Raw genomic sequence first — 23,173 nt, forward strand, 5'->3', positions numbered from 1 at the left:
CCCTCTCCCTCCGGGAGAGGGCTGGGGTGAGGGAACTATCCACAAAGTGCGAGGCTTCCGTCACCCCGACCCTCCCCCGCGGGGGGAGGGAGCGCTTGAAGGTGCCGGAGTAAGTGAGGGAGATCCTCTATCGGCAGCTCACTCCCCCTTCAAGCGGTACCCGACGCCCAGCTCGGTGACGATGTGGCGCGGCCGGGAGGGATCCTTCTCGATCTTCTGCCTGAGGTTGGAGATGTTGACCCGGAGCAGGTTCTGCTGGTCGGCATAGGCGGCACCCCAGATCTGCCTGAGGATATGGGTATGGGTCATGACCTTGCCGGCATGGGTCACCAGCAGGCGCAGGAGCTCGTACTCGGTGGGGGTGAGCTGGACCTCCACCCCATCGACGGTCACTTTGCGCAGGGGGAGAGCCACCTCCAGGTCTCCGCTACGGTAGACCGGCTCGGGCGCCTCCTGCAGGCTCCTTCTCAGCGAGACCCGGATACGCGCCTGCAGCTCCCCGACGCTGAAGGGCTTGATCAGGTAGTCGTCGGCACCGGCGTCGAGGGCGCCCACCTTGTCGTCCTCGCTCTCCCGCACCGAAAGGACGATGATGGGGACCTGCGACCATTCGCGGACCCGCTTGATCACCTCCACCCCATCCATGTCGGGAAGCCCCAGGTCCTGGAGGATCAGGTCCGGGCGCACCGCGGCAGCGGCGGCCAGGGCGGTGTGCCCGGTCTCCGCCTCGAAGATGGTGAACTCGCCGGTATCCAGCGCCGCTCTCAGAAAGCGCAGCACCGCCACCTCGTCATCCACGATCAGCAGGCGCGGCTTGGCTCCTCCCGCGTCGTTGGCCTCTAATTTCTCCTGGATTGCCACGCACCCTCCCCTCTGGTCAGCTCCCGGCGGGAAGCGTCACCATCACCTTCAGACCACCCCCCTCCCGGTTTTCCGCCGTTATGCCGCCGTCGTGCGCCTCAACGATTCCCCTACAGATGGACAACCCGAGCCCGGTACCGCCGGCGCCTTCAGGGACCGGCACCCGGTAGAACTTGTCGAAGATGCGGTCGAGGTCTCCTCCCGGCACCCCCGGTCCCCGGTCCAAAACCGCCAGGGTGGCAGCGCCGTCGAGCACGCCAGCCTCGATCTCGATGATCTTGTCACGCGGCGAATACTTCAGGGCGTTGTCGAGCAGGTTTACCAGCACCTGGGTCATCAGCACCATGTCCATGCTGACCAGCGGAAGGCCCGGCTGAATCCGGACCTCCACCTTCCGTTTGGCCAGTTGCGGCTCGAGCGCCGCCATGGCGCAGCCGACCAGATCCAGCAGGTCGGAGGGGACCGGCTTAAGCTTCAGGGCGCCGGACTCCAGCCTGGTCATGTCGAGCAGGTTCGCCACGAAGCGGTTCAGTCGTGCCGCCTCCTCCCACGCCGCGTCCAGCAGGTCCGAACGTGCGGACTCCTCAAGAACGCTCCCCTTGTCCCGCAAGGCTCCAAGGGCGCCGGTGATGGAAACCAGCGGGGTACGCAGGTCGTGAGAGATGGAGTTCAAGAGAGCCCGCTCCAGCGTCTCGCGCGCCTGGAGGATCTGGGCCTGCTCGGCCTGCTTGACCAGCAGGGCCCGCTCGATCGCAAAGGCGACCTGGGTGGCGAAGGCCTGCAGGAGCCGCCTGTGCAGCGGAGAGCCGTAGTCGGCATCCGCCTTGAGTTTCACCCCCAGCACTCCCAGCACCTCCCCCGAGGTCTGCAGCGGCAGGTACAACAGGCCGGCCGAAACCAGGGTATCGGTGCCGCGCCCGGCAGGCTGGTGGTTCCGGTAAGCCCAGTCCGCCACCGCATGTTCCTTGGCCTCGAGGGCGACAGCTCCTCCTGAGGCACGTACTTCCAGGCGCTCTCCCTCCGGCATCAGCACCGCCACCCCGGCCCCCAGGCTGTCCTCGATATTGCGGATCAGCGCGCCCAGGATCTGTTCCAAATCGGACGCGGCGGCCAGGTCGCGGCTCAGGTAGTAGAGGCTGGCGGTCTGCTCTTCGCGCTCCCGGATGGACTCGGCACGTTCGCGTGAGCGGGATACCAGGGTGCTGATCACCACCCCGACCGTGAAGAGACCGGCAAAGGTGATGAAATACTCGGTATCGGTAACCGCGAAGGTGAAGCGGGGCGGCACGAAGAAGAAGTCGAAAGCCAGCACGCTCAGGAAAGCGGTCAGCACCGAAGGACGTCGCCCCAGCTTGATGGCGGCCAGCACCACCGCCAGCAGGTAGATCATGACCAGGTTGGTCGGCGCCAGGTAGGGTTGGACCGGGGTGCAGAGCAGGGTGGTAGCTACCACCAGCCCCACCGCCTTCATATAGCCGGACCAATGGAAGGGCTTCTTGTACTGCTGGGCGGCCGGCGTTTTCGCCCTCTCCTTCTCAGGACTGATGCTGACCACGTAGACATCGATGGTGCCGGAGAGCCGTATGATCTCATCCACCAGCGGCTGGCGCAGGAATTCGCGCCAGCGGGGCTTGGCCGGCTTGCCGACCACGATCTTGGTCACGTTGTTCTGGATGGCGAAGTCGATCAGCGCCTGGGCCACGAACGCGGAGGTCAGGGTGCCGACCTGCGCGCCAAGGCTTTCCGCCAGCCGCAGGTCGCGCCAGACCCGCTCCCGGTTCTCACGCGCATGCTTGCTGAGCCCCGGCGTTTCGATGTAGAGCGTGTGCCAGGGCGCCTTGGTCTCGTCGGCGAGCCGCCTGGTGGTGCGGATCAGCTTCTCGCTGTACGGGCTGCCGCTAATACAGACCAGGAGCTTCTCGGCCACCGGCCAGGGCCCGGCTATGGAGCGGGACTCCATGTAGGCCCGCATCTGGTCGTCGACACGCGAGGCTGCGCGGCGTAGCGACAACTCCCGAAGGGCCATCAGGTTGCCGGGCTTGAAGAACTTCTCCGAGGCGAGCGCTGCCTTCTCCGGGATGTAGACCTTCCCCTCGCGCAGCCGCTGCAGGAGATCTTCGGGCGGGATGTCCACCAGCCGGAGCTCGACTGCCAGGTCCAGGAGCCGGTCCGGGACCGTCTCGCGCACGATCACCCCGGTGATCTGCGCCACCACATCGTTCAGGCTCTCGAAGTGCTGGATGTTGACCGTGGTGTAGACGTCGATGCCGGCGTAGATCAACTCCTCCACGTCCTGCCAGCGCTTCTCGTGTCGGCAGCCGGGGGCGTTGCTGTGGGCAAGTTCGTCGACCAGGGCGATCTGCGGACGGCGGGCGAGCACCGCGTCGATGTCCATCTCAGGGAGGATCACCCCCTGGTAGTCGACCTGCAGTTTCGGGACGGTCTCGATCCCTTCCAGCAGCAGGTCGGTCTCGGCGCGCCCATGCGACTCCACGTACCCCGCCACCACGTCCCGCCCTTCCCCCTGCCGAAGACGCGCGGCTTCCAGCATGGCGTAGGTCTTGCCGACGCCCGGGGCGTAGCCGAGGAAGATCTTCAGTTTTCCCCGTTCGTTTTCGGCTTCTTCGGCCTGGGCCACCCGCAGGAGGGTTTCCGGTGATGGTCGGTGATCTTCGTCGTTTCGCATGCTTTGAGGCCTTTTATTCATCCACTACGTCAGACACTCCTCCTCCCGTCCGACTACTTCACGGAGTCCAGCGTCAGGTTCAGTTCCAGCACGTTCACCCGCGGGTCGCCCAGGAAGCCGAACTGCCGCGGCGTGGTGTGCTCGTCGACCAGTTTCTGCACCTGGTCGGGGGCCATGCCGCGCGCCTTGGCGACTCGCGCGATCTGCACGGCGGCGGCTGCCACCGAGATATCAGGATCCAGGCCGCTGGCGGACCCCTGGACCAGATCGGCGGGAATGCTGCCGGTAACCCCGGAGTCACGCAGCGCCCTCACCTTGTCGGCCACCCCCTTCAGGTAATCGGGATTGGTGGGCCCGGAGTTGGAACCTGCCGACCCCATCGGGTTGTAGGCGAAGTCGGTGGCCGAGGAGGGACGCGGCCAGAAGTACTTGGCATCGGAGAAGGGCTGGCCGATCAGGGAAGATCCAACGACTCGATTACTTTTGTCGGTGAGGAGACTCCCCTGAGCCTCCTTGGGAAAGATCCCGTTCGCCACACCGGTCACCAGTGAGGGATACACACCACCGCAGATGACGGTGAACAGTAGGAACATCATTATTGCCGGTCGCATCTCGCTCATTTCTCTATCCTTTCACAATTGTGCAGGAATCCCCTGACTCCAGTCTTTTTGTACTTACCGACATACCGGTGCATCGATTTACCCCTGCACCGCAGCAATCAGGCTCAGGCAAAGAGCGCCACCACCATGTCGATGGCCTTGATGCCGATGAACGGCGCGATCATCCCCCCTACCCCGTAGATGAGCAGGTTGTGGATCAAGAGCTTCTCGGCGGGCATCGGGCGGAACTTGGTCCCTTTGAGCGCCAGGGGCACCAGCATCGGGATGATCACCGCGTTGAAGATGACTGCCGAGAGGATGGCTGAGAGCGGCGTCGCCAGGTGCATGACGTTCAACACGTTCAACTGCGGGTAGATGGAGAGCATCATGGCCGGGATGATGGCGAAGTACTTGGCCACGTCGTTGGAGATGCTGAAGGTGGTCAGGTTGCCGCGGGTCATCAGGATCTGCTTGCCGACCTCCACGATGTCCAAAAGCTTGGTCGGGTTGGAGTCCAGGTCGATGATGTTCGCGGCCTCGCGGGCCGGCTGGGTGCCGGTGTTCATGGCGACCGCCACGTCAGCTTGCGCCAGCGCCGGAGCGTCGTTGGTGCCGTCGCCGGTCATGGCGACCATGAAGCCCGCCTCCTGGTTGTCCTTGATCAGGCGGAGTTTGTCCTCCGGCTTCGCCTGGGCCAGGAAGTCGTCCACCTGCGCCTCGGCGGCGATGGCGGCGGCGGTCAGCGGGTTGTCGCCGGTGATCATCACCGTCTTGATCCCCATGCTCCTCAACTGCTGGAAGCGCTCCTGGATGCCACCCTTGATGATGTCCTTCAGGTTGATGACACCGTAGATCTCGGCGTCGCAGGAAACCACCAGCGGGGTGGCGCCGGCGCGCGCGATCCTGTCGACCACCTCGGTCAGGTTCGCCGGGATGGTGGCCGCACCCGCTCCCTTTACGAAGGCGACCGAGGAGTCGGAGGCGCCCTTCCGGTAACGCTTGCCGCCGGTGTCGACGCCCGAGAGCCTGGTCTCGGCCGAGAAGGCGATGGTTTCGGCATGCTCCGGCAGCGCATCCAGTTTCAGCCCGTACTTCTTCTTGGCGAGCACCACCACGCTCCTACCTTCCGGCGTCTCGTCGGTCAGCGAAGCGATCAGGGCGACCTCGGCCACCTCCAGCTCGGTATGGCCTCCCACCGGCACGAACTCCACCGCCTCGCGGTTACCAAGGGTGATGGTGCCGGTCTTGTCGAGCAGAAGCACGTTCACGTCGCCGGCCGCCTCGATGGCCCGGCCCGAGAGGGCGATCACGTTCTTCTGGAAGAGCCGGTCCATGCCGGCGATGCCGATGGCGGGTAACAGCGCCGCGATGGTGGTGGGGGCCAGGCAGACGAAGAGCGCGACCAGCACGGTGAGGGAAACCGGGCTCCCCTGCCCCGCCGCCTTCACGGAGTAGACGGAGAGCGGGCTGATGTTGGCGCAGACCAGCAGGAAGACCACGGTGAGCGCGATCAAGAGCACCTCGAGGGCGATCTCGTTGGGGGTTTTTCTGCGTTTGGCCCCCTCGATGAGCGAGATCATCCGGTCCAGGAAGGTCTCGCCCGGGTTGGCGGTGATCCTCACGATGATGGAGTTGGCGATCACCTCGGTGCCGCCGGTGACCGCACTCCGGTCGCCGCCCGACTCGCGCACCACCGGAGCAGATTCGCCGGTGACCGCGGCCTCGTTGACCAGGGCAGCGCCGGCTATCACGTCGCCGTCACCGGCGATCATGTCGTGGGCCTCCACCAGGATGTAGTCGTCCTTACGCAGCGTCTCGGCGGGAACCACCTCGTAGGAGCTGTCGAACTCCGGTTTTTTCAGGCGTTTCGCCTTCACCTCGGTCCTGCTCTTCCTAAGCGAGGCCGCGCGCGCCTTGCCGCGCCCTTCGGCGAGCGCCTCGGCGAAGGTGGAGAAGATGACGGTCAGCCAGAGCCAGATGGAGACCAGCCCGGTGAACCAGGCCGGCTCCTTGTTGGCGCCGGTAAGCGACATGGCGAAGGTGATCAGGGTGATGATGCTGGCGATCTCCACGCAGAACATGACCGGGTTGCGCCACAGCCCCCTGGGGGCCAGCTTTTTGAACGATTCGAGCAGCGCGGGCTTCATGATCCGCGCATCGAACATGGATATCGGTTCGGGTGCGTGTTTCGACATCTTACTTACCTCCCAGCATGGTCAGGTGTTCCACGATCGGCCCGAGCGAAAGCGCCGGGAAGAAGGTCAGCGCCCCCACGATCAGGATCACCAGGGCGAGCCAGAGCCCGAACGGCACCTTGTCGGTGGGAAGGGTCCCCAGGCTGGGCGGCACGTACTTCTTCTCTGCCAGGGAGCCCGCCATGGCCAGCGAGGCGATGATGGGGGCGAAGCGGCCGACGAACATGGCGAGGGCGCCGGTGACGTTGTAGAAGACCGTGTTGCCGTTCAGGCCTGCGAAGGCGCTGCCGTTGTTGTTGGACATGGAGGAGAAGGCGTACAGCACCTCGGAGAGCCCGTGGGCGCCGGGGTTGTTCATGGAGGCGACCGCCGAGGGGGTCAGCATGGCGATCCCCGAGAAGATGAGGATCAGGATCCCCGCCGTGAGAACCGTGATGATAGACATCCACATCTCCCGCACCTCGACCTTCTTGCCGAGGAACTCGGGGGTTCGCCCGATCATCAAGCCGGCGATGAAAACGGCGATGATCACGAAGGCGAGCATGGTGTAGAGACCGGTGCCCACGCCGCCGATGACCACCTCGGAGAGGAGGATCAGGGCAAGCGGGATCATGCCCCCCAACGGGGTCAGCGAGTCGTGCATGGCGACCACCGCGCCGCAGGAGGTGCCGGTAGTGGCGGTGGTGAAGAGCGTGGTGCCAGCGAGGCCGAAGCGGGCTTCCTTTCCTTCCATGTTGATGCCGTGCACGCCCAGTTTGGCGACCAGCGGATTACCGGCCGATTCGGACCAGTACAAGACGGCGATGGCAATGAAAAGGATGCTCAGCATGACCGCCAGGATGGCCCACCCCTGGCGTGGATTCCCCGCCATGAGGCCGAAGGTGTAGGTCAGGCTGCCGCCGATCAGCAGGATCAGGAAGACCTCCACCATATTGGAGAGCGGGGTCGGGTTTTCGTAGGGATGGGCGGAGTTGGCGTTGAAGAAGCCGCCGCCGTTGGTACCCAGTTCCTTGATGGCTTCCTGTGAAGCGACGGGACCCATCGGGATGGTCACGTCCTTGGCGGTTACCCTCTCGGTTACCGCGTTCCCCTTGGCGTCCTTGATGGCGTTGCCCTGGGCGTCCATTTTCGGCTTGTCGTAGGTTATCGACTGAACGAGGGGGACCGTCTTATAGCTGCTGAAGTTCTGTATCACCCCTTGGGAGACCAGGAAGATGGCGAAGATGAAGGAGAGCGGCAGCAGCACGTAGAAGACGGAGCGGGTCAGGTCCACCCAGAAATTGCCGATCATCGAGGTCCTTCGCCTCACCAGGCCCCGGATGAGCGCGATGGCGACCGCCATGCCGGTAGCAGCCGACACGAAGTTATGGACGGCGAAACCGAACATCTGGGTGAAGTAACTTGCGGCCGATTCACCGGCGTAGTTCTGCCAGTTGGTATTGGTGGTGAAGCTGATCGCCGTGTTCAGCGCGAGATGCCAGGAAAAAGCTGGGAACTTCTGCGGGTTGAGCGGCAATACTCCCTGCAGCAGCAGGATGATGAACAGGGAAACCGCGCAGATGATGTTAAAGAGGAACATGGACCATGCGTAGCGCTTCCACTCCATCTCGGCGTCCTTCTCGACCCCGCACAACTTATAGACGAGGTTCTCGCACGGGGCTAAAACGGGAGCGAGCAGTGTCCGCTCGCCTTGGTAAACCTTGGACAGGTAGCTGCCAAACGGCTTGACGACGGCCAGAAGGACCACGAAAAACAGGATGGTTTCCATCCATTCATAGCTGCTCATGTTGTGCTCTCCGATCGGGTACCGCTAGTTTTTGAGGGGGACGGCCCTGATTTCCCAGCGTTTCTCCGAGATTCTGAAGACCGCCACCTCGCCGGACCGATAAGCGGGGGGAGCAATGGTGGTGGCACCATGCGGCACTCCCTGACCTTCATTTTTTATCAAGATGTCGTCGGCGAAGTCCTCACCCTGGTACAGGCCGGTTTCGGGGCAGAAGAGATAGATTTTCACAGTGATTCTCCCAAGGCTTTGGTGGTGCTTCCTTGAGTATCACCTTATCCGCTGCGGCCTAAAGAGGGTGTAAAAAGGAGGCCGGAAGGCGTTAAGAATGCATAAAGATCAGTGATGGGGTAAGGAGTGATTCGGGGCTTCCCTCACCCTAACCCTCTCCCGGGGGGAGAGGGGACATGCGGAGGAAGGATGGGGCGCTCAAAAGCGGCGGCGAGTTTTGATAAAGCGGGCCGTTACGGGAAGTCGAGATTGACCTGGCCGGTGAAGGTGTTCTCCCCGGCGACCGACTTCCTGTTCCAGATATCGTAACCAATGGTCAAGGCGACGTACTTGTTGAACCTCCAGGCGAAGCCTATGTTGACGGAGCCGTCGACGTTGTCGCCGCCCATGTAATCGACAGCGAACCAGAGCTTGTCGGAGATCTCTTTGATGGTGCGGTCCCAGGAGAGGAGCAGGCCGCTGTTTTCCTTTTTTGCCGTTAGCGGGTTGTTACTGTTGACCAGGGCACGCCGGGCGCCGACGTAATAGCCGGCGGAAAAACGCCCCAGGTCGGGGAGCGAACCGAGGGCCGACAGCTTCTTGGAGATCAGACCGTAGACGATGTTCTGCCCGGAGTAAACGCGGGGCGCGTCCTTGGGCTCGATGTCCGCGGTAGCCCGGGCGTTGTAGAGTCCTACCGCCAGGGCCGGAGACCAGTCGCATATGGATTGTTCCGGGGTGGCGAGCTTGATGTTGCCGCTCCAGGGGTGCTGGTCGTTGGGGTCCTGCCCCATGAGCAGCAGGTCGAATCCCACCTCCAGCTGCGCCTTCTCGTAGGGAAGCACACCCAGCCGGAAGCCGACGTCTATGATGTTGGGGTCTCTTCCGTTTTCGGAGTTGCTTGCTCCCCGCACATAGTTGTCGAAGTCCAGGTGGCCCACCATGAAAGGTTGCACATCGGTGGAGGGAATCCAGATAATGTTGGACGGCGTCGCCATCGCAGTCACAGCGGAAAGCATGATACAGAAGATCACTGTAATGGTAACACCGGCAACTTTCATAAGCCCCTCCACATGAAGTATCCATCGCATCAGTCACAAACAATAACACGGGGGTAGTATCCGTCAAGCAACCGGCTCTGCCTGTCAAAGTACTCTCTGATCGATATGAGAAAGATCATTAACAACTCTCTTTGCCTATGAGGAGCCGTTCTGTTAGACTAGGGGCATAAACGCAGCCATGCCTGCATGGAGATCCTCGATGAAAAAGCTTATCTTTGCCCTACCGGTTCTACTGGTACTGCTGTTTGGATTCGGGCATCACGCATCGGCGCAGTACGGCGCGGAATATTACCAGAACTATCCCGACCAGCCCCCGGATTCGGCGCTTTTGTCCCCGGAGGAGTTGGAGGACCTGGTCGCCCCGATTGCGCTCTATCCTGACCCGCTGATCGCCCAACTCCTCCCCGCTGCTACCTTTGTCGACCAGATCGACCAGGCCGCCCGTTACCTCAGGCAGTACGGGTCGAACGTCAACGTGGACAACATGCCCTGGGACGTGAGCGTGAAGGCCATTGCCCACTATCCGGACGTGCTGACCATGATGGACGAGAGGTACGACTGGACCGTCTCCCTAGGACAGGCCTACATAGAACAGCCCCAGGACCTGATGGATGCCATCCAGCGGCTGCGCTCCGACGCGCTGGCGCAAGGAAACCTGTACTCGACTGCCCAGTGGCAGGTCCTCAATGACAACGGCTACATCAGCATCGTGCCGGCCTCACCGCAGTACGTGTACGTTCCGGTCTACGACCCCACCCTGGTCTACGTGGAGCCCTACAACCCGGCCTACCCCTTCATCACCTTCACTGCCGGATTTGTGATTGGCGCCTGGCTGGACCGCGACTGCGACTGGCACCGCCACCGGGTCTACTACCACGGCTGGCACGGCAAGGGCTGGATCGCTCGCTCACGGCCGCACATCAACTACCGGCGCAGCGTCTACATCAACCAGAACGCGGCCACCATCCATGTGAACCGGAATGTGGTCAGGCACGACACCAGGGAATTCCGCCAGCAGCTCCGCAACGACGCCTACCGGCACCGGGAGGGACGCCCGGTGAACAGGCCTCCCCGTCCTGGTGCGGAGCGCGGTCCGGAGCACTCACGAGGTCGCCAACCTGAAGGGGCACGTCCAGCAGAGGGCACTCGTCCCGCCGCCCCGCAGGCGGGAGTTCCGCGTACAACGGAAGGAGCAGGGAGGCCGACCTCAACAACCGTGACGGTACCCGGAGGACGTCCGGCACCTTCAGGGGGGCACACCGCCGCACCTCCTGTTTCAGGCCAACCGACGTCATCTGAACGTCATCCAACAGCCCCGGCTGCCTCAGGTCGTCCGGCCCCGTCTGATCGTCACCCGACGGCCCCGGCCACCTCTGCACCGCCGCCGTCTGATCGCCGTCCGACGGCTCCATCAGCCACGCACGCTCCGGCGGCAACGCCTGCTCCTGCCCCGTCTCCGGCTGCGGCAACCCGTGGGCAGACCGCCCTCCCCGTCCCACATGCGCCGGTCATGCGCTCGCCGGGCACCTCCCGCGGCCAAGCCCCCTCCATCGGTGACGTCTACCGCGGACGTGACGTGCAGAGCACCCAACCTGCTTCGCAGTCAGGGTTCGGTGGCTACGGGTCAAGTAAGGATGCCTCGACCTACCGCGAACGCGGTCAGTCGAGTCGCCAGATCATGAACCAGCCACCCGCAGCGGCTCCCAAACCGACCTTCACTGCGCCACGCCCAGCGCCTGCCGCTGCACCGGCTGCTGCGCCGAGACCGGCACCGGTAGCCCCACGGGCTGCCCCTGCTCCCCGGCCTGCGCCCGCTGCTCCCCCTGCTGCGCGTCCGGCTCCCCCTGCTGCACGTCCGGTAGCGCCGGCGCCCCCCGCGATGCAGCAGCATCGGTGAGGGGGTGAAGCTTGAGTTTGCCATCGCCGAAACGAGCGACACCAATGAATAAGGAACAGCAACCCATGAGATCGACATCGAAGACCATCTACCGCAGAGTCGGATTCCTGGTCACCCTGGCATGCTTGCTGGTAGCGGCCCTGTCAGGAGCGTCGCTGGCAGCCAAAGCGCGGCCGCCGCAGCTGACCTTCGCTACCCCGGAAGAGGCACGCCAGGCGCTGGTAGACGCCGTCCAGGCCGAAGACCACCAAAAACTGGCCGCCATGTTCGGACCGATCGCGGAGGATCTGAAGCCGGGAGACCCGGTGGAGGAGGCCACGGAATTCGAACACTTCTCGGGCCATGTCAAGGAAGGGGTGGATCTGGTGAAGCAGGGGGACAACCGGGTCACCCTGAACATTGGTGCGCGCAAGTGGCCGTTCCCTATACCTCTTGTGAAGAAGGGGGATCGCTGGATCTTCGACACGGCTGCCGGGCGGGAGGAAATTGTGAACCGGCGCATCGGCCGCAACGAGATCTTCGCCATCAACGTCTGCCGTACCTATGTGCAGGCGCAACATGAGTACTACGACATGATGGTGGCTGAAGGGGATCAGTTACCCAAATACGCCCAACACATGATCAGCAGGCCGGGCAAGAAGGACGGCCTCTACTGGCCGACCGCGGCAGGAGCGCCTGAAAGCCCGCTGGGACCGCTGGTGGCCAAGGCCAAGGAAGAAGGATACATGGGACCGCGCAAGGCTGGTGAGCACGGCAGGCGACCGTTCCACGGCTACTACTTCAAGATCCTGAAAAAGCAGGAGAAAAGCGCGCCGGGCGGCAAATACAGTTACGTCATCAACGGCAACATGGTGGCCGGCCACGCCTTCATCGCCTATCCGAGCCGCTGGGGTGTCTCCGGGGTGATGACCTTCATCGTGAACCAGAGCGGGAGGGTGTATGAGAAGAACCTGGGGCCGAAGACCGCCGAGATCGCGCGGAAGATGAAAGCATACAATCCCGACCAGACCTGGAAACTGGTGCCGCCGATGAAGGGGGAGTAGAAGCATCGAAAAGAAAGGAAAAAGCCGTTCGCCCTGAGCTTGTCGAAGGTTTGTGAAACCCATACGGCTGGTAGTAGCCGGGAAAAGTTGTGTCGTTCATGCCTCGACAGGCTCAGCACGAACGGCTTCAGATCTCTCAGAACCGAACGACGGTAAGGATAAGTCGCAGTTTTCAAGGCTTCCCTCACCCGCCCTTCGGGCGCCCTCTCCCTCCTTCGCCCAAAGGCTTCGGCGGACAGGCCCGAAGGGCGAGGGAAATACCTCCCAAGCAACGAGACTCTCTCCTCACGGCCTAACCTTTTCCCACCGGCACCAGCAACAGCGGGACGCGCGACTGGCTGCAGATGCGGTGCGCGACACTCCCCGACCAGAAGGCGTCCATCCCGGTCCGGCCGTGGGTTCCCAGGATGACCAGGTCGATCTCCGGCAACTGGGCGGCCTCCACGATGACCTTGGCGGGGTCCCCCCGCAGCACATGCGCGCTCGCCTGGAATCCTTCCCGCAGCAGCCCCTCCTCGAGTTCCCTGAAATACCGTTCCGCGTCCTGGGTGGTAAGCTCCAGCGCCCGCTTGGTGGTACCCGGGAGCATCCTGCTCGCCAGCGCAGTCTCCCCCGAGAGGGTTCCCAGATCGGGGATCACGAAGGCCAGGTGCAGCGTAGAGCCGCAGGCCTTGGCGATTTCCCTGGAGACCGGCAGCGACTCGGCGTGTTCCGGGTCGTCGTCGAGCGGCACCAGGATGTGCCGACAGGCAAAGGCGGGCGGCTTTCCCTCCGCGTCGGGGTGGGTGATCAGCACCGGGGTCGTCCCCCGGGCGATCACCTTCTGGGCGATTGACCCCAGGAACAGATGCAGTGCGGCTCCGCGGCCGTGCGAACACATCACCACCAGATCGAGAGAAAGCTCGTTGGCGTGGTCGACGATGCTGGCAGCGACGTCATCGACCTCGTTGGTATGGACGTGGCACTCCACCTCGACCTGCTTCGAGAAGGAGCGCTTGGCGACCTCGCGCAGGTAGTCCTCGGCGTCCTGGGGGCGCTTGAGGTGGGGCTGCCCATGTACCTCGTCCGGGGCATCACGCTCCACCACGTGGATCAGGGTTACCCGCGCCTTGAGCTTTTCCGCCAGCAGAGCAGCCACCGGCAGGGCGGCCTCTGCCATCAACGAACCGTCGATCGGTACCAGGATGTGTTTCAACATGGTGATCACCCGCTTACTGTCTTGTAGATCAGATACACGTTAAGCAGCACGATGATTGCTGCGATGATGGACGCCGCGGCGGTGGTCGGCCGCCGGTTGACCAGGTCACCCATGATCTCCTTACGGCTGGTGAAGATGACCAGCGGGATGACCGCGAAGGGAAGCCCGAAGCTCAGGACGACCTGGCTCAACACGAGGGTCTTGGTGGGGTCGAGCCCGAAACCGATCACCACCAGCGAGGGGACCATGGTTATCAGGCGCCGGATCCAGATAGGGATGTGCCGCTCCAAAAAGCCCTGCATGATGACCTGGCCCGCCCCGGTCCCAACCGTTGAGGAGGAAAGCCCCGAAACAAGCAGGGAGAGCCCGAAGATCCAGCGGGCCGCCGAGCCCAAAAGGGGCTCCAGGGTGCGGTAGGCCTCTTCAATGGAGGCGACGGAGGTGTGTCCGGTACTGTAGAAGGTGGCGGCGGCCATGATCAACATGGCCGCGTTCACGCAGCTCGCCACCCCCATGGCCACCACCACGTCAGCCAGTTCGAAGCGGTACAGGCTCTTAAGCCGCTCCTTATCCCGCACCACGATGCGCCCCTGCATGAGGGCGGAGTGCAGGAAGATGGCATGGGGCATTACGGTGGCCCCCAGGATGCCGCAGGCGAGAAAGACGCTCTCAGAGCCGGCGAAGCGCGGCATGATGGTGCTGGTAACCACCAGCCGCCAATCCGGCATCACGATGACCGTTTCCGCCACGTAGCAGAGCGCGATCATCGCCACCATCGAGGAGATCACCGCCTCCAGTGGACGGAACCCGTAGCGTTCCATGCCCAGGATGAGCATGGTGGCGATACCGGTAAGTACCGCCCCCACCAGGAGCGGAATCCCCAAAAGGAGCTGGAAGCCGAGCGCGGCACCCAGGAATTCCGCCAGGTCGGTGGACATCGCCACCACCTCCATGAGCGCCCACAAGAGGTAAACCACCGGCTTGGGAAAGTGCTCGCGGCAGTGTTCGGCCAGGTTCATGCCGGTGACCAGGCCGAGCTTGGCGGAGAGCGCCTGGATCAGCATGGCCATCAGATTGCTGGCCACGATCACCCAGATGAGCAGGTAGCCGAACTGGGCGCCCCCCTGGATGTTGGTGGCGAAATTGCCGGGATCGACGTAGGCGACGCTGGCGATGAAAGCGGGGCCCATGAAGGGAAGCAGGCGGGAGATGAGGTTCCGGCTCTTTTTCTTGCTCAGTATGTTAAGCGCATTCTCCACCGTCTTGGCGTCGGTGGCTGATCGCTGGCTGCCGGTTCTGGGTTCGTGCATGTGGGTGTCCTGTTTCCGGTAGTGCCGCCAAGGCAGCCTCTGGGTCTCACATTAATGGTCAGTTCGATTCTATCACATAATTGAAATCATTGGAGTTCCCGGATGCTGACTGGTAGGTGCGCCCACCTGATCACCCCTCCTGCCCCACCCCGCCCCCCGGACCTTTCCAATTCCGGCAAGGGGGCTGCCGACTTCATTAATTCGCTAAACTTCCAGCCTTAATTTCCGATACAGGCCCCATCCTCTTCGCCTTCACTCCCCAAACACTTTCGCCTCGCAAGGAATGAAACATGACGAATATCAAGATCAGTACCAAGCTGTTGATAGGATTCGGGATCGGATCGCTGCTGCTCATCGCCTGCGCCCTGACAGGGATCATTGCCCTCTCCTGCAACTCAGCCGATCTGGACGCGCTGCGGGGGGTGAACAACACCCGCAACAACGCGGCGGCCATACTTACCTACGCCGCCAGCATCTCCGATGACATCAAGGCAATCCCCCTCACCGATGACCCGGGACAGCGGCAGAAATACCTGGATGAGATCGGCGCACTGAGGAAGTCCTACAAGGGAAAGCTGGATGATATCACGAAGAAAACGACGACTGAAGAAGGAAAAAACCTGCTGGCCAGACTGAAAGAGGCGCTGGCGACCGGCAAGGTGACCAACCAGAGGCTTGTGGAAGCAGGCATGAAAGGGGATCGGCCCGGGTTCATGGCGATCTACAAGGATGAGGGGAAGATCACCCTCGACCGGGTCCGTGATGCCGGAAAAGAGCTGGACGCCTACTACCACAAGCTCGCCACCGCCCGTGCAGAGGAAGCTGCCGGCAGCGCAGCCACCTCCAAACTGATCCTGATGGTGATCGGAGCGGCGGCCCTGCTGGCGAACATCGCCATCGCGGCTCTTTTCTCGGCCGCTATCACCCGTCCCATTCACGCGCTGAAGGTGGTGGCAGACCGCATCTCCGAGGGTGACCTCACCGTGCAGATCAAACGCGAGGGGAGCGACGAGATTTCACTCCTCATGTGGGCCATGCACAACATGGTGGCCCGGATGCAGGCGACCATCGGCGCCCTGACCAGTGCTTCCCGAGAGGTCAACTCGGCAGCCGGCCAATTGCACTTCACCTCGCAGGAGATGGTGGCCGGAGCGGATGAGGTAGTCGCTCAATCGCACACGGTCGCTACCGCCGGTGAAGAGATGGCGGCCACGTCCGGCGAGATCGCCCATAGCTGCCACCTCACCGCCCAGAACGCCGAAGAGGCCAACCTCACGGCACTGGAAGGTGCCCGGGTGGTGAAGGCCAGCATCACGGTGATGGGGACCATCGCGGAGCGGGTCAAATCGGCGGCCGAAACGGTCGACAAACTGGGGGGCAAATCGGAGCAGATCGGGGAGATCATCGGCACCATCGAGGATATCGCTGACCAGACCAACCTGCTGGCGCTCAACGCCGCCATCGAGGCGGCCCGGGCCGGCGAGCAGGGGCGCGGCTTTGCCGTGGTGGCCGACGAGGTGCGGGCTCTGGCGGAAAGGACCACCAAGGCCACCAGGGAGATCGGGGAGATGATCAAGTCCATCCAGGCGGAGACCAGGGCTGCGGTGGGCGCCATGGATGAAGGGGTCAGCGAGGTCGAAAAGGGAACCGCCGAAGTTGCCAAGTCCGGCGTGGCACTGGAGGCAATCCTCAAGCAGATCGGCGAGGTGACCCAGCAGGCCAACCAGATCGCCAGTGCGGTGGAGGAGCAGACGGCGACCACCAGTGAGATCAGCGACAACATGCAGCGGATCACCAGCATCGTGCAACAGTCCGCCCAAGGTGCGCAGCAAACCGATCAGGCAGCGAGCAAGCTCACCACCCTGGCCGAGGAGCTGGAGCGAAACGTCCGCCGGTTCAAACTGTCGGCGGCATAGGGGTCCCAAGCAGTTCAACTACCGCCGAGACCAGCGCCTTCACGCCGCCGGCGAGGGTCGGCTCCGGAACCGGCGCGAAGTGGGGGGAGTGCAGCGAGGGCATCTTTTCGCCAGCCGCCTTTTTCCGTTCGAAGAGGAGAGGATCGGCGCCCCCCAGCCAGAACATGCAGGTGGGGATTTCGCCCCCCAGTCCCCAGGCGCCGAAATCCTCGCTCACCATGACCGGCTTGTTCCGGACCACCCTCTCCTCCCCCATGGTCCGCTTCATGGCTGCGGCGATCCGCTCGGTCAAAGCGGGGTCGTTGTAGTTGGGCGGCTGGAAGTTGGTCACCCTCACAGAGGGAGCCTTGTGATCGGGAAGACCGGCTGCAAAGGCCAGCCCTTTGGCCATCCGCTCCACCGAGACGAGGATGCGGTCCCTGAGCTCGTCATCGTAGGTCCGGATGCTCAGCATCAACTGCACCTCTTCGGGGATCACGTTGCTGGCGGAGCCTCCGTGAATGGTCCCCACCGTCAGTACCGCGGGCTGGAAAGCTTCCTTCTCCCGGCTGACCACCGTCTGCAGGGCGAGCACCAAGTGGGCAGCCATCACGATGGGATCCTTGCCCAGTTCGGGCGCGGAGCCGTGAGAACCCACGCCACGCACCACGACCTCCACCTCGGTGAGGCTCGACATGAAATCGCCGGGGACGTACCCCACCGTTCCGGCCGGAAGCTGCAAGGTGGTATGCAGGGCGAGCGCGTAATCGGGCCGGGGACAATGCCGATACGCCCCGTCCTCCAGCATGGCCACCGCACCGCCGGTGCCCTCCTCAGCCGGCTGGCCCACCACCACCACGGTCCCCCGCCAGCTATCCTTCATGCCTGCCAAGACCCGGGCGGCGCCTATCAGGGAGGCCACGTGCACATCATGCCCACAGGCGTGCATGACGGCGACCTCGGCACCCTGGCGATTGATCCCCCGCGCCTTGCTGGCGTAAGAAAGCCCCGTTTTCTCCTCGACCGGCAGCGCATCCATGTCCCCCCTGATCAGCACGGTCGGCCCTTCCCCGTTTCGCAGCACCCCAATCACCCCGTACCCGGGCCAGTTCTCGTTTCGATAGCGGCCGATCCCTTCCGCCACCTGGTACCCGCAAGCCTTCAGCTCCCCAGCCAGAAGTGCTGAGGTGTTGGCCTCCTGACCGGCGAGCTCGGGATGGGCGTGAAGATGTTGATAGATCTCCACCAGTGAAGGAAGTTGGTTGTAGATGACGTTCTCGAGTTCACCTGCGATTGCATCTAAAGGCGAATCCTGATCGGGTCGGTCGGAGGGTTTCTCATTCATTGCAGATAATTCCTATAGCGATTGATGTGTTAAATCACGAAAGTCTGAGCAGTCACCGGGAGGACGGGAACACACAGGACGCTGCACGACAAGTACCAACACTGCCAGTCGTCCTCTCATTCCAGCCAGAGATTACTATGGAATGCGCCGCTAATCAACCTCACATCGGGGATGGTGCTGCACAGCAATGCAGCGGTGGCTATTTAATGTGCATAACAGGCACCTCTCATGCCGGCCTTTGAGCATGCAACGCGCAAAGGTATAGGATTTTCGCTCTGCCGGAGACTGGCACGTTCCGTGAAGGCGGAAGGAGACCTGCCAGGAGGTGACCCATTATGACAGTGATAGAGAATGGTATCGAGTTTATCTCAGTTGACCAAGTGGCGACAAAGCTGGGAACGACCGAAATGAAAGTGCTCATGCTGCTCAGACAAAAGGCGCTGCGTGGGGAGCGGATGGACGGGAGATGGTTCGTGACGGCGGCATCGCTTGCCGATTACGACGCCGGCGCGGCGCAGCCTGTGGTCCCTTCCTGCAGGACCAACTGCACCAGTTCCGGCTGCGGCTGCAGGTAACCGGTAGGAGGTCGCCATGGGGCTCTGTATCAAGCCATCCGATCTGAAGTACAAATATCCGAAGGTATTCGAGACACGCTACGAGCAGAAGCTCATCGGAAGGGACGATCCGGCACCCTTCAACCGGGACGATCTTTTCGACATCATACCGATGCTTGAGGCGGCCATGGACGAATTGGGAAGAGACGACGGCTGGACCCTGCATCTGCTGGAGGACATCCTCAACGAGGATCTGCCGCGCTTCGTCAATACCCGCGGCGAAGTCTTCCGCTTCCTGACCGGCAGCGCCAGCGAGATCATCTGATGGGGTGGCGACACCAACGCGGTGGACGCACACTGTTCACCAACCATGGGCAAGGCAACGACGCACACCATCACAATGCACAGTGACGATATGAAGCTCAAAGGAGAGGCTCCAATGGAAAATTTAGCAGTTCGCAGGGATGCTGACGATTATGCCGCCGGTCTGGGCAATGCCGGCTTCGAGATCAAGAAGATCGACGGCCGTGCTAACGGTTACCGGCTGGTGATGAAAGGTTTTCTGTCGCCTGGCTGGATCGGTCGCTTGACCGCAGGACTAGCCAAGCGTCGCATCGACATCGTCAGCGCCCAGGCCGAGAAAGTCTCCACCACGGCCTGGCATTCCACCTTCGAACTGAAAGCCGCCCCGTTCGCAGTGGACCCTCTGAGCCACGACTACCCGACGCTGGCGGCAACCGAGGAGAGCTTAGGCCGCAGCGCCGCCAAAATCGAGCTGCTGAACTATACGATCGAACCGTGCAAGGGGCAGGATGGCAGCCTGTACGTAGAGGTGCAAGGGGTGGACCGCCTCGGCTTCCTGGGCGACCTGCTCGACTACTTCAGCATGAGATGCCTTTTCCCGGTCAAGATGACCATCGAAACGGTGGGGAACGCCGCCGTCGACCGCTTCTGGCTGAGGGGCGTAGGCGGCTCCCGCCCCTCCGACTCCATCACCAGCGCCGTTAGGGAAAACCTGGAGAAGCTCCTCATCGGCAAAGTCTGACATCCCCCTATCCAACCTTTGTCACTTACTCTCTACTCCCTACTTCCATACAATTAGTCTCCTCAGCTCCCCTTCAAGGGGAGGGAGCAACTCTCTTTACCAAAACCATCGGTACTCACTGTTCTTGATTGCGTCCCTGTTATGTCAGCAGCAGGTCTGTTAAAAAAATGACGGCAGGTTGAAAACCTTTGACTGTCTGGTTAAATGTAAGAAACCATACCTGTCTTTGAAGGACCTGCCATGATCATCCACATAGTGCGCCACGCCGAAGCGGTAGATCGATCAGAAAACATCTCTGAAGAGCACCGGTTCCTCACTCCTCGCGGGAGAAAGCGTTTCAGAGAGGCTGCCAAAGCTCTGCGCAAAACGGGGGCCGCTCCTGACCTCATCCTCACCAGCCCCCTGCTGCGAGCGGTTCAGACGGCCGACATCCTGGCCGAATCGCTCCGCTACGAGGGCGACATGCTGGTCGAGCAGCTGCTCTCTCCCGGGTTCCGGCCACAGAAACTGGACCGGCTCCTCAACGTCTACCCTCATGTCAAGGAACTGGTGCTGGTGGGGCATGAGCCGGATGTCGGCATGGTGGTCGGCTCCTTGTTAGGTTCCGAGGGAAGCTGCAGCCTGACCAAGGGTGCCATCGTCTCCTTCCAGACGACGGGCCCCGGACAAGCCGACTTTGTCGGGATGATCACCGGCGGAGGCAAGACAATCACCTCGAAGAGCAAAGCGCAGGACAAACTACAGGGAAAACAGCAGTGAACGGTGCCGGTTAGCGGCCAATGACATCGTTGCGACGTCACATCCTGAAAGGGGACCAAAGATATGGTGCACTCGGCTGAAGATCTTCAACAACTGAAGGGGGTCGGCAGAATCCTGGCAAAAAGGATCTACGACGCGGGATTCGATAGCTTCCAGAAGATCGTCGACGGCGGGGAAGAAGGGTTGCAGAAAGTACGGGGCCTCCCGCCCCGCTCGATCGCCACCATCCTGGAGCAGGCCCGGCAACTGGCGGAAGGACCGCATGCAGGCAGCGAGGAGCGGAAAGAGGAGGTCAGGAAACAGGTCGCCGAGGTGAGAGAGAAGGTCCAGACCCTGGCCAAGTCGGCGCGGGACCGCTTCCAGGAGAAACTGGCAGGAAAGACCGGCAAGAAGATGACCGCGGACCTGGTCCGCATCGAGGATGCGCTGCAGCAGATGGGAGCCGACGGGAAAAAGCGTGTGAAACGGACGACCAAGGCCCTCTCCAAGGCCGGCAAGCGGGTAGACGGGCTGGAAGAGGCAAGCCTCAAGAAGATCCGCAAAAGCCTGAAAAGAGCGCGCAAGGCCGTGCTGAAGGCGGTGTAACCCACACAATGCGTCTTGCTGCTATCGATATCGGAACAAACTCAATTCGCAGTCTCGTCATCGAACCGCTCCCCCACGGCAAATACAGAATCCTGGACGATGAGAAGGCCCTGGTGCGGCTGGGCGAAGGCCTGAACCAGACCGGCAGGATCGCACCTGGCGCCTGGCAGCGCGCCATGGATGCGCTGATCAGGCAGAAGAAGATCATCGACGGCTACAAGGTCGATTCCATCGAAGCGGTCGCCACCAGCGCGGTCCGCAAGGCCTCCAACGGACCGGAACTGATCAGGGACATCAAGGAACGCACCGGCCTCGATGTGAAGGTGATCAGCGGCGAGGAGGAAGGTGAACTGGCAGCCTTGAGCGCCTTCCACAACTTCGACCTGGAAGGGGTGCGCTACCTGATCTTCGACATCGGCGGCGGCAGCCTGGAATTGATCACCGCTCTGGGAACCCACATGGAGGAAATGATCTCCCTGGAACTGGGCGCCGTGTTCCTCACCGAGACCTTCCTGAAAGAGGACCCTGTCAGTTCGGAAGAACTCCAGAAGCTGCGCAAACATGTGCGCAAATCCCTGAAAGCCTTCTATACCGGGGACCGCACCGGCATGCACTGCCTGGTCGGCTCCGGCGGCACCATCAGTTCCATCGCCTCGATCATCAGCGCCGCGCGACGCGAGCGCTACGATTCGCTGCAGGGGCACGAACTGCTCCGCTCGGAGGTGGTGCACCTGCTGGCCATGCTGGCGAGGAAGACGGACAAGGAGCGCCGCGCGACACCAGGGCTCAACCCGGACCGCTCCGACATCATCGTGGCGGGCGTCACCGTGGTCGACGAATTGATGGACTTCTTCAAGGTGAATGTCCTGAAGGTCAACGAACGGGGGATCCGGGAGGGGATCATCCTGCAGGGGTTGCGGAAACAGGGGCTTTTGGCGGAAAAGGCACCCCGCAACTGGCGGGACTCCGTGAAACAATTCGCCCACTCCTGCCACTACGAGCCCGAGCACTCCCAGCATGTCGGGAAACTCGCCTTGGAGATCTTCGAAGCGCTGGCACCGAAATACCGCTTCACAGCCAAGGATGCCCGTCTGCTGGAAGCCGCCGCCCTCATGCACGACGTCGGCTATTTCATAAGCTATGCGAGCCACCACAAGCACTCCTACCACCTGATCCGGCATGCCGACCTGTTCGGCTTCACCCCGCGCGAGCGGGAATTGATGGCGAACATCGCCCGCTACCATCGAAAGGCGCTTCCCAAGAAGAAGCATGACGAGTTCGTGAGGCTGGCGGCCAGTGACCGTGCCCTGGTCTCGCGGCTGGGTGGGATCTTGCGGCTATGTGACGGGCTTGACCGGCGGCGAAACAGCGTGGTGGAGAAGCTGGAATGCACCCTTTCCAGCAACACCCTGCGCATCCGGACCGTCGGGCACGACGACATGTCGGTAGAGGTTCATGGCGCGCAGGCGAAGTGTGACCTTTTCGAGGGGGCCTTCGGGCTGAAAGTTGTGGTGGAAGCCAGTCCACCGTTGCCTCCCCTCGAGGAGGTTGAAGCCGATCGCCCTCCCGTCTCAAAAGGGGGCCGTCACCCCTCCGGAGCGGCAAGGCGGTCACAATAAAAAATAACGGGGGCCCCAGCTTTTGCCGGGGTCCCCTTTTATATGGTCTGCCTTACAAGCTGGCGTTCCCTCTCAGTTGGAGGCGCCCGCCCTGCCCCTCTCTCACTCCGGTTTCACCTGCTTCAGGTGCCATATCTCGTTGTTGTACTCGGTGATGGTCCGGTCAGTGGAGAATTTGCCGCTGCTGGCGCTGTTGATGATGCTCATGCGGGTCCAGTGTTCCCGGTCCCGATAGGCGCGGGCCACCCGCTCCTGGGCGTTCACGAAACTGCGGAAATCGGCAGCCACCATCCAAGGGTCGCTCGGGTTCAGGATGGCCCCGATGATGGGATCGAAGATACGGGTCTCGAACATGTTGAAATGGCCGCTGGTCAATAGTTGCATGACCCTGGCCAGGTCCGGGTCGCTGGCGACGATGGCGGCCGGGTCGTAGTGCCTGCGAAGCTCCTCCACCTCGGAGGCGGTCAGCCCGAAGACGAAGAAGTTCTCGTCACCCACCTCCTCGCGGATCTCGATGTTGGCGCCGTC

The 23,173-nt window shown here is 62.4% G+C and carries 20 protein-coding genes; 9 read left to right on the plus strand and 11 right to left on the minus strand.

The window, feature by feature from the left end:
• Positions 1–138: 138 nt before the first annotated feature.
• From VJ604_RS13820 to VJ604_RS13850, 7 genes are all read right to left on the minus strand, one after another.
• Complete coding sequence (locus VJ604_RS13820; RefSeq protein WP_324083404.1) at positions 139–861, minus strand: response regulator; 723 nt, start codon at positions 859–861, stop codon at positions 139–141.
• Positions 862–877: 16 nt separating this feature from the next.
• Entirely contained in the window at positions 878–3,547 is a 2,670-nt protein-coding gene (locus VJ604_RS13825) for a DUF4118 domain-containing protein (RefSeq protein WP_324083406.1), read from the minus strand.
• A 53-nt stretch (positions 3,548–3,600) separates the two neighbouring features.
• Entirely contained in the window at positions 3,601–4,167 is a 567-nt protein-coding gene (kdpC, locus tag VJ604_RS13830; protein ID WP_324083408.1) for a potassium-transporting ATPase subunit KdpC, read from the minus strand.
• Between the two features lie 104 nt (positions 4,168–4,271).
• On the minus strand, positions 4,272–6,341 hold the full coding sequence (kdpB, locus tag VJ604_RS13835) for a potassium-transporting ATPase subunit KdpB (protein WP_324083411.1): 2,070 nt from the start codon (positions 6,339–6,341) through the stop codon (positions 4,272–4,274).
• A 1-nt stretch (position 6,342) separates the two neighbouring features.
• Complete coding sequence (kdpA, locus tag VJ604_RS13840; RefSeq protein ID WP_324083413.1) at positions 6,343–8,127, minus strand: potassium-transporting ATPase subunit KdpA; 1,785 nt, start codon at positions 8,125–8,127, stop codon at positions 6,343–6,345.
• A 24-nt stretch (positions 8,128–8,151) separates the two neighbouring features.
• Positions 8,152–8,355 (minus strand): hypothetical protein, encoded by a 204-nt coding sequence (locus tag VJ604_RS13845; RefSeq protein WP_324083415.1) that lies wholly within the window; start codon positions 8,353–8,355, stop codon positions 8,152–8,154.
• A gap of 233 nt (positions 8,356–8,588) precedes the next feature.
• The gene (locus VJ604_RS13850; RefSeq protein WP_324083417.1) at positions 8,589–9,395 is read right to left on the minus strand and encodes a hypothetical protein; all 807 of its coding nucleotides are present in this window, start codon (positions 9,393–9,395) and stop codon (positions 8,589–8,591) included.
• A 199-nt stretch (positions 9,396–9,594) separates the two neighbouring features.
• Here VJ604_RS13850 and VJ604_RS13855 point away from each other — a divergent pair, with 199 nt between their 5' ends.
• Both VJ604_RS13855 and VJ604_RS13860 read left to right on the plus strand, forming a co-directional pair.
• Positions 9,595–11,292, plus strand: a complete 1,698-nt coding sequence (locus VJ604_RS13855; RefSeq protein WP_324083419.1) for a DUF3300 domain-containing protein — start codon at positions 9,595–9,597, stop codon at positions 11,290–11,292.
• A 65-nt stretch (positions 11,293–11,357) separates the two neighbouring features.
• Positions 11,358–12,335, plus strand: coding sequence for a DUF2950 domain-containing protein (locus VJ604_RS13860; protein ID WP_324083421.1), 978 nt, complete (start codon positions 11,358–11,360; stop codon positions 12,333–12,335).
• A 292-nt stretch (positions 12,336–12,627) separates the two neighbouring features.
• Here the strand turns inward: VJ604_RS13860 and VJ604_RS13865 are convergent, their stop codons facing one another.
• Together VJ604_RS13865 and VJ604_RS13870 are read right to left on the minus strand one after the other, a co-directional pair.
• On the minus strand, positions 12,628–13,533 hold the full coding sequence (locus VJ604_RS13865; RefSeq protein WP_324083423.1) for a universal stress protein: 906 nt from the start codon (positions 13,531–13,533) through the stop codon (positions 12,628–12,630).
• 5 nt (positions 13,534–13,538) lie between these two features.
• Positions 13,539–14,843 (minus strand): Nramp family divalent metal transporter, encoded by a 1,305-nt coding sequence (locus VJ604_RS13870; protein ID WP_324083425.1) that lies wholly within the window; start codon positions 14,841–14,843, stop codon positions 13,539–13,541.
• Positions 14,844–15,133: 290 nt separating this feature from the next.
• On the opposite strand from VJ604_RS13870, the gene VJ604_RS13875 reads away from it, so the two are divergent.
• Positions 15,134–16,759 (plus strand): methyl-accepting chemotaxis protein, encoded by a 1,626-nt coding sequence (locus VJ604_RS13875; RefSeq protein ID WP_324083427.1) that lies wholly within the window; start codon positions 15,134–15,136, stop codon positions 16,757–16,759.
• Here the strand turns inward: VJ604_RS13875 and VJ604_RS13880 are convergent.
• On the minus strand, positions 16,740–18,083 hold the full coding sequence (locus VJ604_RS13880; protein ID WP_324083430.1) for an amidohydrolase: 1,344 nt from the start codon (positions 18,081–18,083) through the stop codon (positions 16,740–16,742). The two genes, VJ604_RS13875 and VJ604_RS13880, sit on opposite strands and share 20 nt — an antisense overlap.
• A gap of 419 nt (positions 18,084–18,502) precedes the next feature.
• Here VJ604_RS13880 and VJ604_RS13885 point away from each other — a divergent pair, with 419 nt between their 5' ends.
• From VJ604_RS13885 to VJ604_RS13910, 6 genes are all read left to right on the plus strand, one after another.
• Positions 18,503–18,658, plus strand: coding sequence for a hypothetical protein (locus tag VJ604_RS13885; protein WP_324083432.1), 156 nt, complete (start codon positions 18,503–18,505; stop codon positions 18,656–18,658).
• Positions 18,659–18,674: 16 nt separating this feature from the next.
• Positions 18,675–18,962 (plus strand): hypothetical protein, encoded by a 288-nt coding sequence (locus VJ604_RS13890; RefSeq protein ID WP_324083434.1) that lies wholly within the window; start codon positions 18,675–18,677, stop codon positions 18,960–18,962.
• A 114-nt stretch (positions 18,963–19,076) separates the two neighbouring features.
• Positions 19,077–19,682 (plus strand): hypothetical protein, encoded by a 606-nt coding sequence (locus tag VJ604_RS13895; RefSeq protein ID WP_324083436.1) that lies wholly within the window; start codon positions 19,077–19,079, stop codon positions 19,680–19,682.
• Between the two features lie 240 nt (positions 19,683–19,922).
• Entirely contained in the window at positions 19,923–20,441 is a 519-nt protein-coding gene (locus tag VJ604_RS13900) for a SixA phosphatase family protein (protein WP_324083437.1), read from the plus strand.
• 63 nt (positions 20,442–20,504) lie between these two features.
• On the plus strand, positions 20,505–21,026 hold the full coding sequence (locus tag VJ604_RS13905) for a helix-hairpin-helix domain-containing protein (RefSeq protein ID WP_324083439.1): 522 nt from the start codon (positions 20,505–20,507) through the stop codon (positions 21,024–21,026).
• 8 nt (positions 21,027–21,034) lie between these two features.
• Positions 21,035–22,645, plus strand: a complete 1,611-nt coding sequence (locus VJ604_RS13910; RefSeq protein WP_324083441.1) for a Ppx/GppA phosphatase family protein — start codon at positions 21,035–21,037, stop codon at positions 22,643–22,645.
• A gap of 102 nt (positions 22,646–22,747) precedes the next feature.
• On the opposite strand, the gene VJ604_RS13915 is transcribed toward VJ604_RS13910, so the two are convergent.
• The coding region (locus tag VJ604_RS13915) for a glycogen/starch/alpha-glucan phosphorylase (RefSeq protein WP_324083443.1) at positions 22,748–23,173 on the minus strand (426 nt) is incomplete at its 5' end.

The sequence above is a fragment of the Geomonas sp. genome (genome assembly GCF_035254065.1).
Lineage (GTDB): Bacteria > Desulfobacterota > Desulfuromonadia > Geobacterales > Geobacteraceae > Geomonas.

What these genes read in the sequence shown, in the direction of transcription:
- VJ604_RS13825 (WP_324083406.1), bottom strand. Translation starts at nt 3,547, where the DNA reads ATGCGAAACGACGAAGATCACCGACCATCACCGGAAACCCTCCTGCGG.
- kdpC (WP_324083408.1), bottom strand. Translation starts at nt 4,167, where the DNA reads ATGAGCGAGATGCGACCGGCAATAATGATGTTCCTACTGTTCACCGTC.
- kdpB (WP_324083411.1), bottom strand. Translation starts at nt 6,341, where the DNA reads ATGTCGAAACACGCACCCGAACCGATATCCATGTTCGATGCGCGGATC.
- kdpA (WP_324083413.1), bottom strand. Translation starts at nt 8,127, where the DNA reads ATGAGCAGCTATGAATGGATGGAAACCATCCTGTTTTTCGTGGTCCTT.
- VJ604_RS13850 (WP_324083417.1), bottom strand. Translation starts at nt 9,395, where the DNA reads ATGAAAGTTGCCGGTGTTACCATTACAGTGATCTTCTGTATCATGCTT.
- VJ604_RS13855 (WP_324083419.1), top strand. Translation starts at nt 9,595, where the DNA reads ATGAAAAAGCTTATCTTTGCCCTACCGGTTCTACTGGTACTGCTGTTT.
- VJ604_RS13860 (WP_324083421.1), top strand. Translation starts at nt 11,358, where the DNA reads ATGAGATCGACATCGAAGACCATCTACCGCAGAGTCGGATTCCTGGTC.
- VJ604_RS13865 (WP_324083423.1), bottom strand. Translation starts at nt 13,533, where the DNA reads ATGTTGAAACACATCCTGGTACCGATCGACGGTTCGTTGATGGCAGAG.
- VJ604_RS13870 (WP_324083425.1), bottom strand. Translation starts at nt 14,843, where the DNA reads ATGCACGAACCCAGAACCGGCAGCCAGCGATCAGCCACCGACGCCAAG.
- VJ604_RS13875 (WP_324083427.1), top strand. Translation starts at nt 15,134, where the DNA reads ATGACGAATATCAAGATCAGTACCAAGCTGTTGATAGGATTCGGGATC.
- VJ604_RS13880 (WP_324083430.1), bottom strand. Translation starts at nt 18,083, where the DNA reads ATGAATGAGAAACCCTCCGACCGACCCGATCAGGATTCGCCTTTAGAT.
- VJ604_RS13885 (WP_324083432.1), top strand. Translation starts at nt 18,503, where the DNA reads ATGCTGCTCAGACAAAAGGCGCTGCGTGGGGAGCGGATGGACGGGAGA.
- VJ604_RS13890 (WP_324083434.1), top strand. Translation starts at nt 18,675, where the DNA reads ATGGGGCTCTGTATCAAGCCATCCGATCTGAAGTACAAATATCCGAAG.
- VJ604_RS13895 (WP_324083436.1), top strand. Translation starts at nt 19,077, where the DNA reads ATGGAAAATTTAGCAGTTCGCAGGGATGCTGACGATTATGCCGCCGGT.
- VJ604_RS13900 (WP_324083437.1), top strand. Translation starts at nt 19,923, where the DNA reads ATGATCATCCACATAGTGCGCCACGCCGAAGCGGTAGATCGATCAGAA.
- VJ604_RS13905 (WP_324083439.1), top strand. Translation starts at nt 20,505, where the DNA reads ATGGTGCACTCGGCTGAAGATCTTCAACAACTGAAGGGGGTCGGCAGA.
- VJ604_RS13910 (WP_324083441.1), top strand. Translation starts at nt 21,035, where the DNA reads ATGCGTCTTGCTGCTATCGATATCGGAACAAACTCAATTCGCAGTCTC.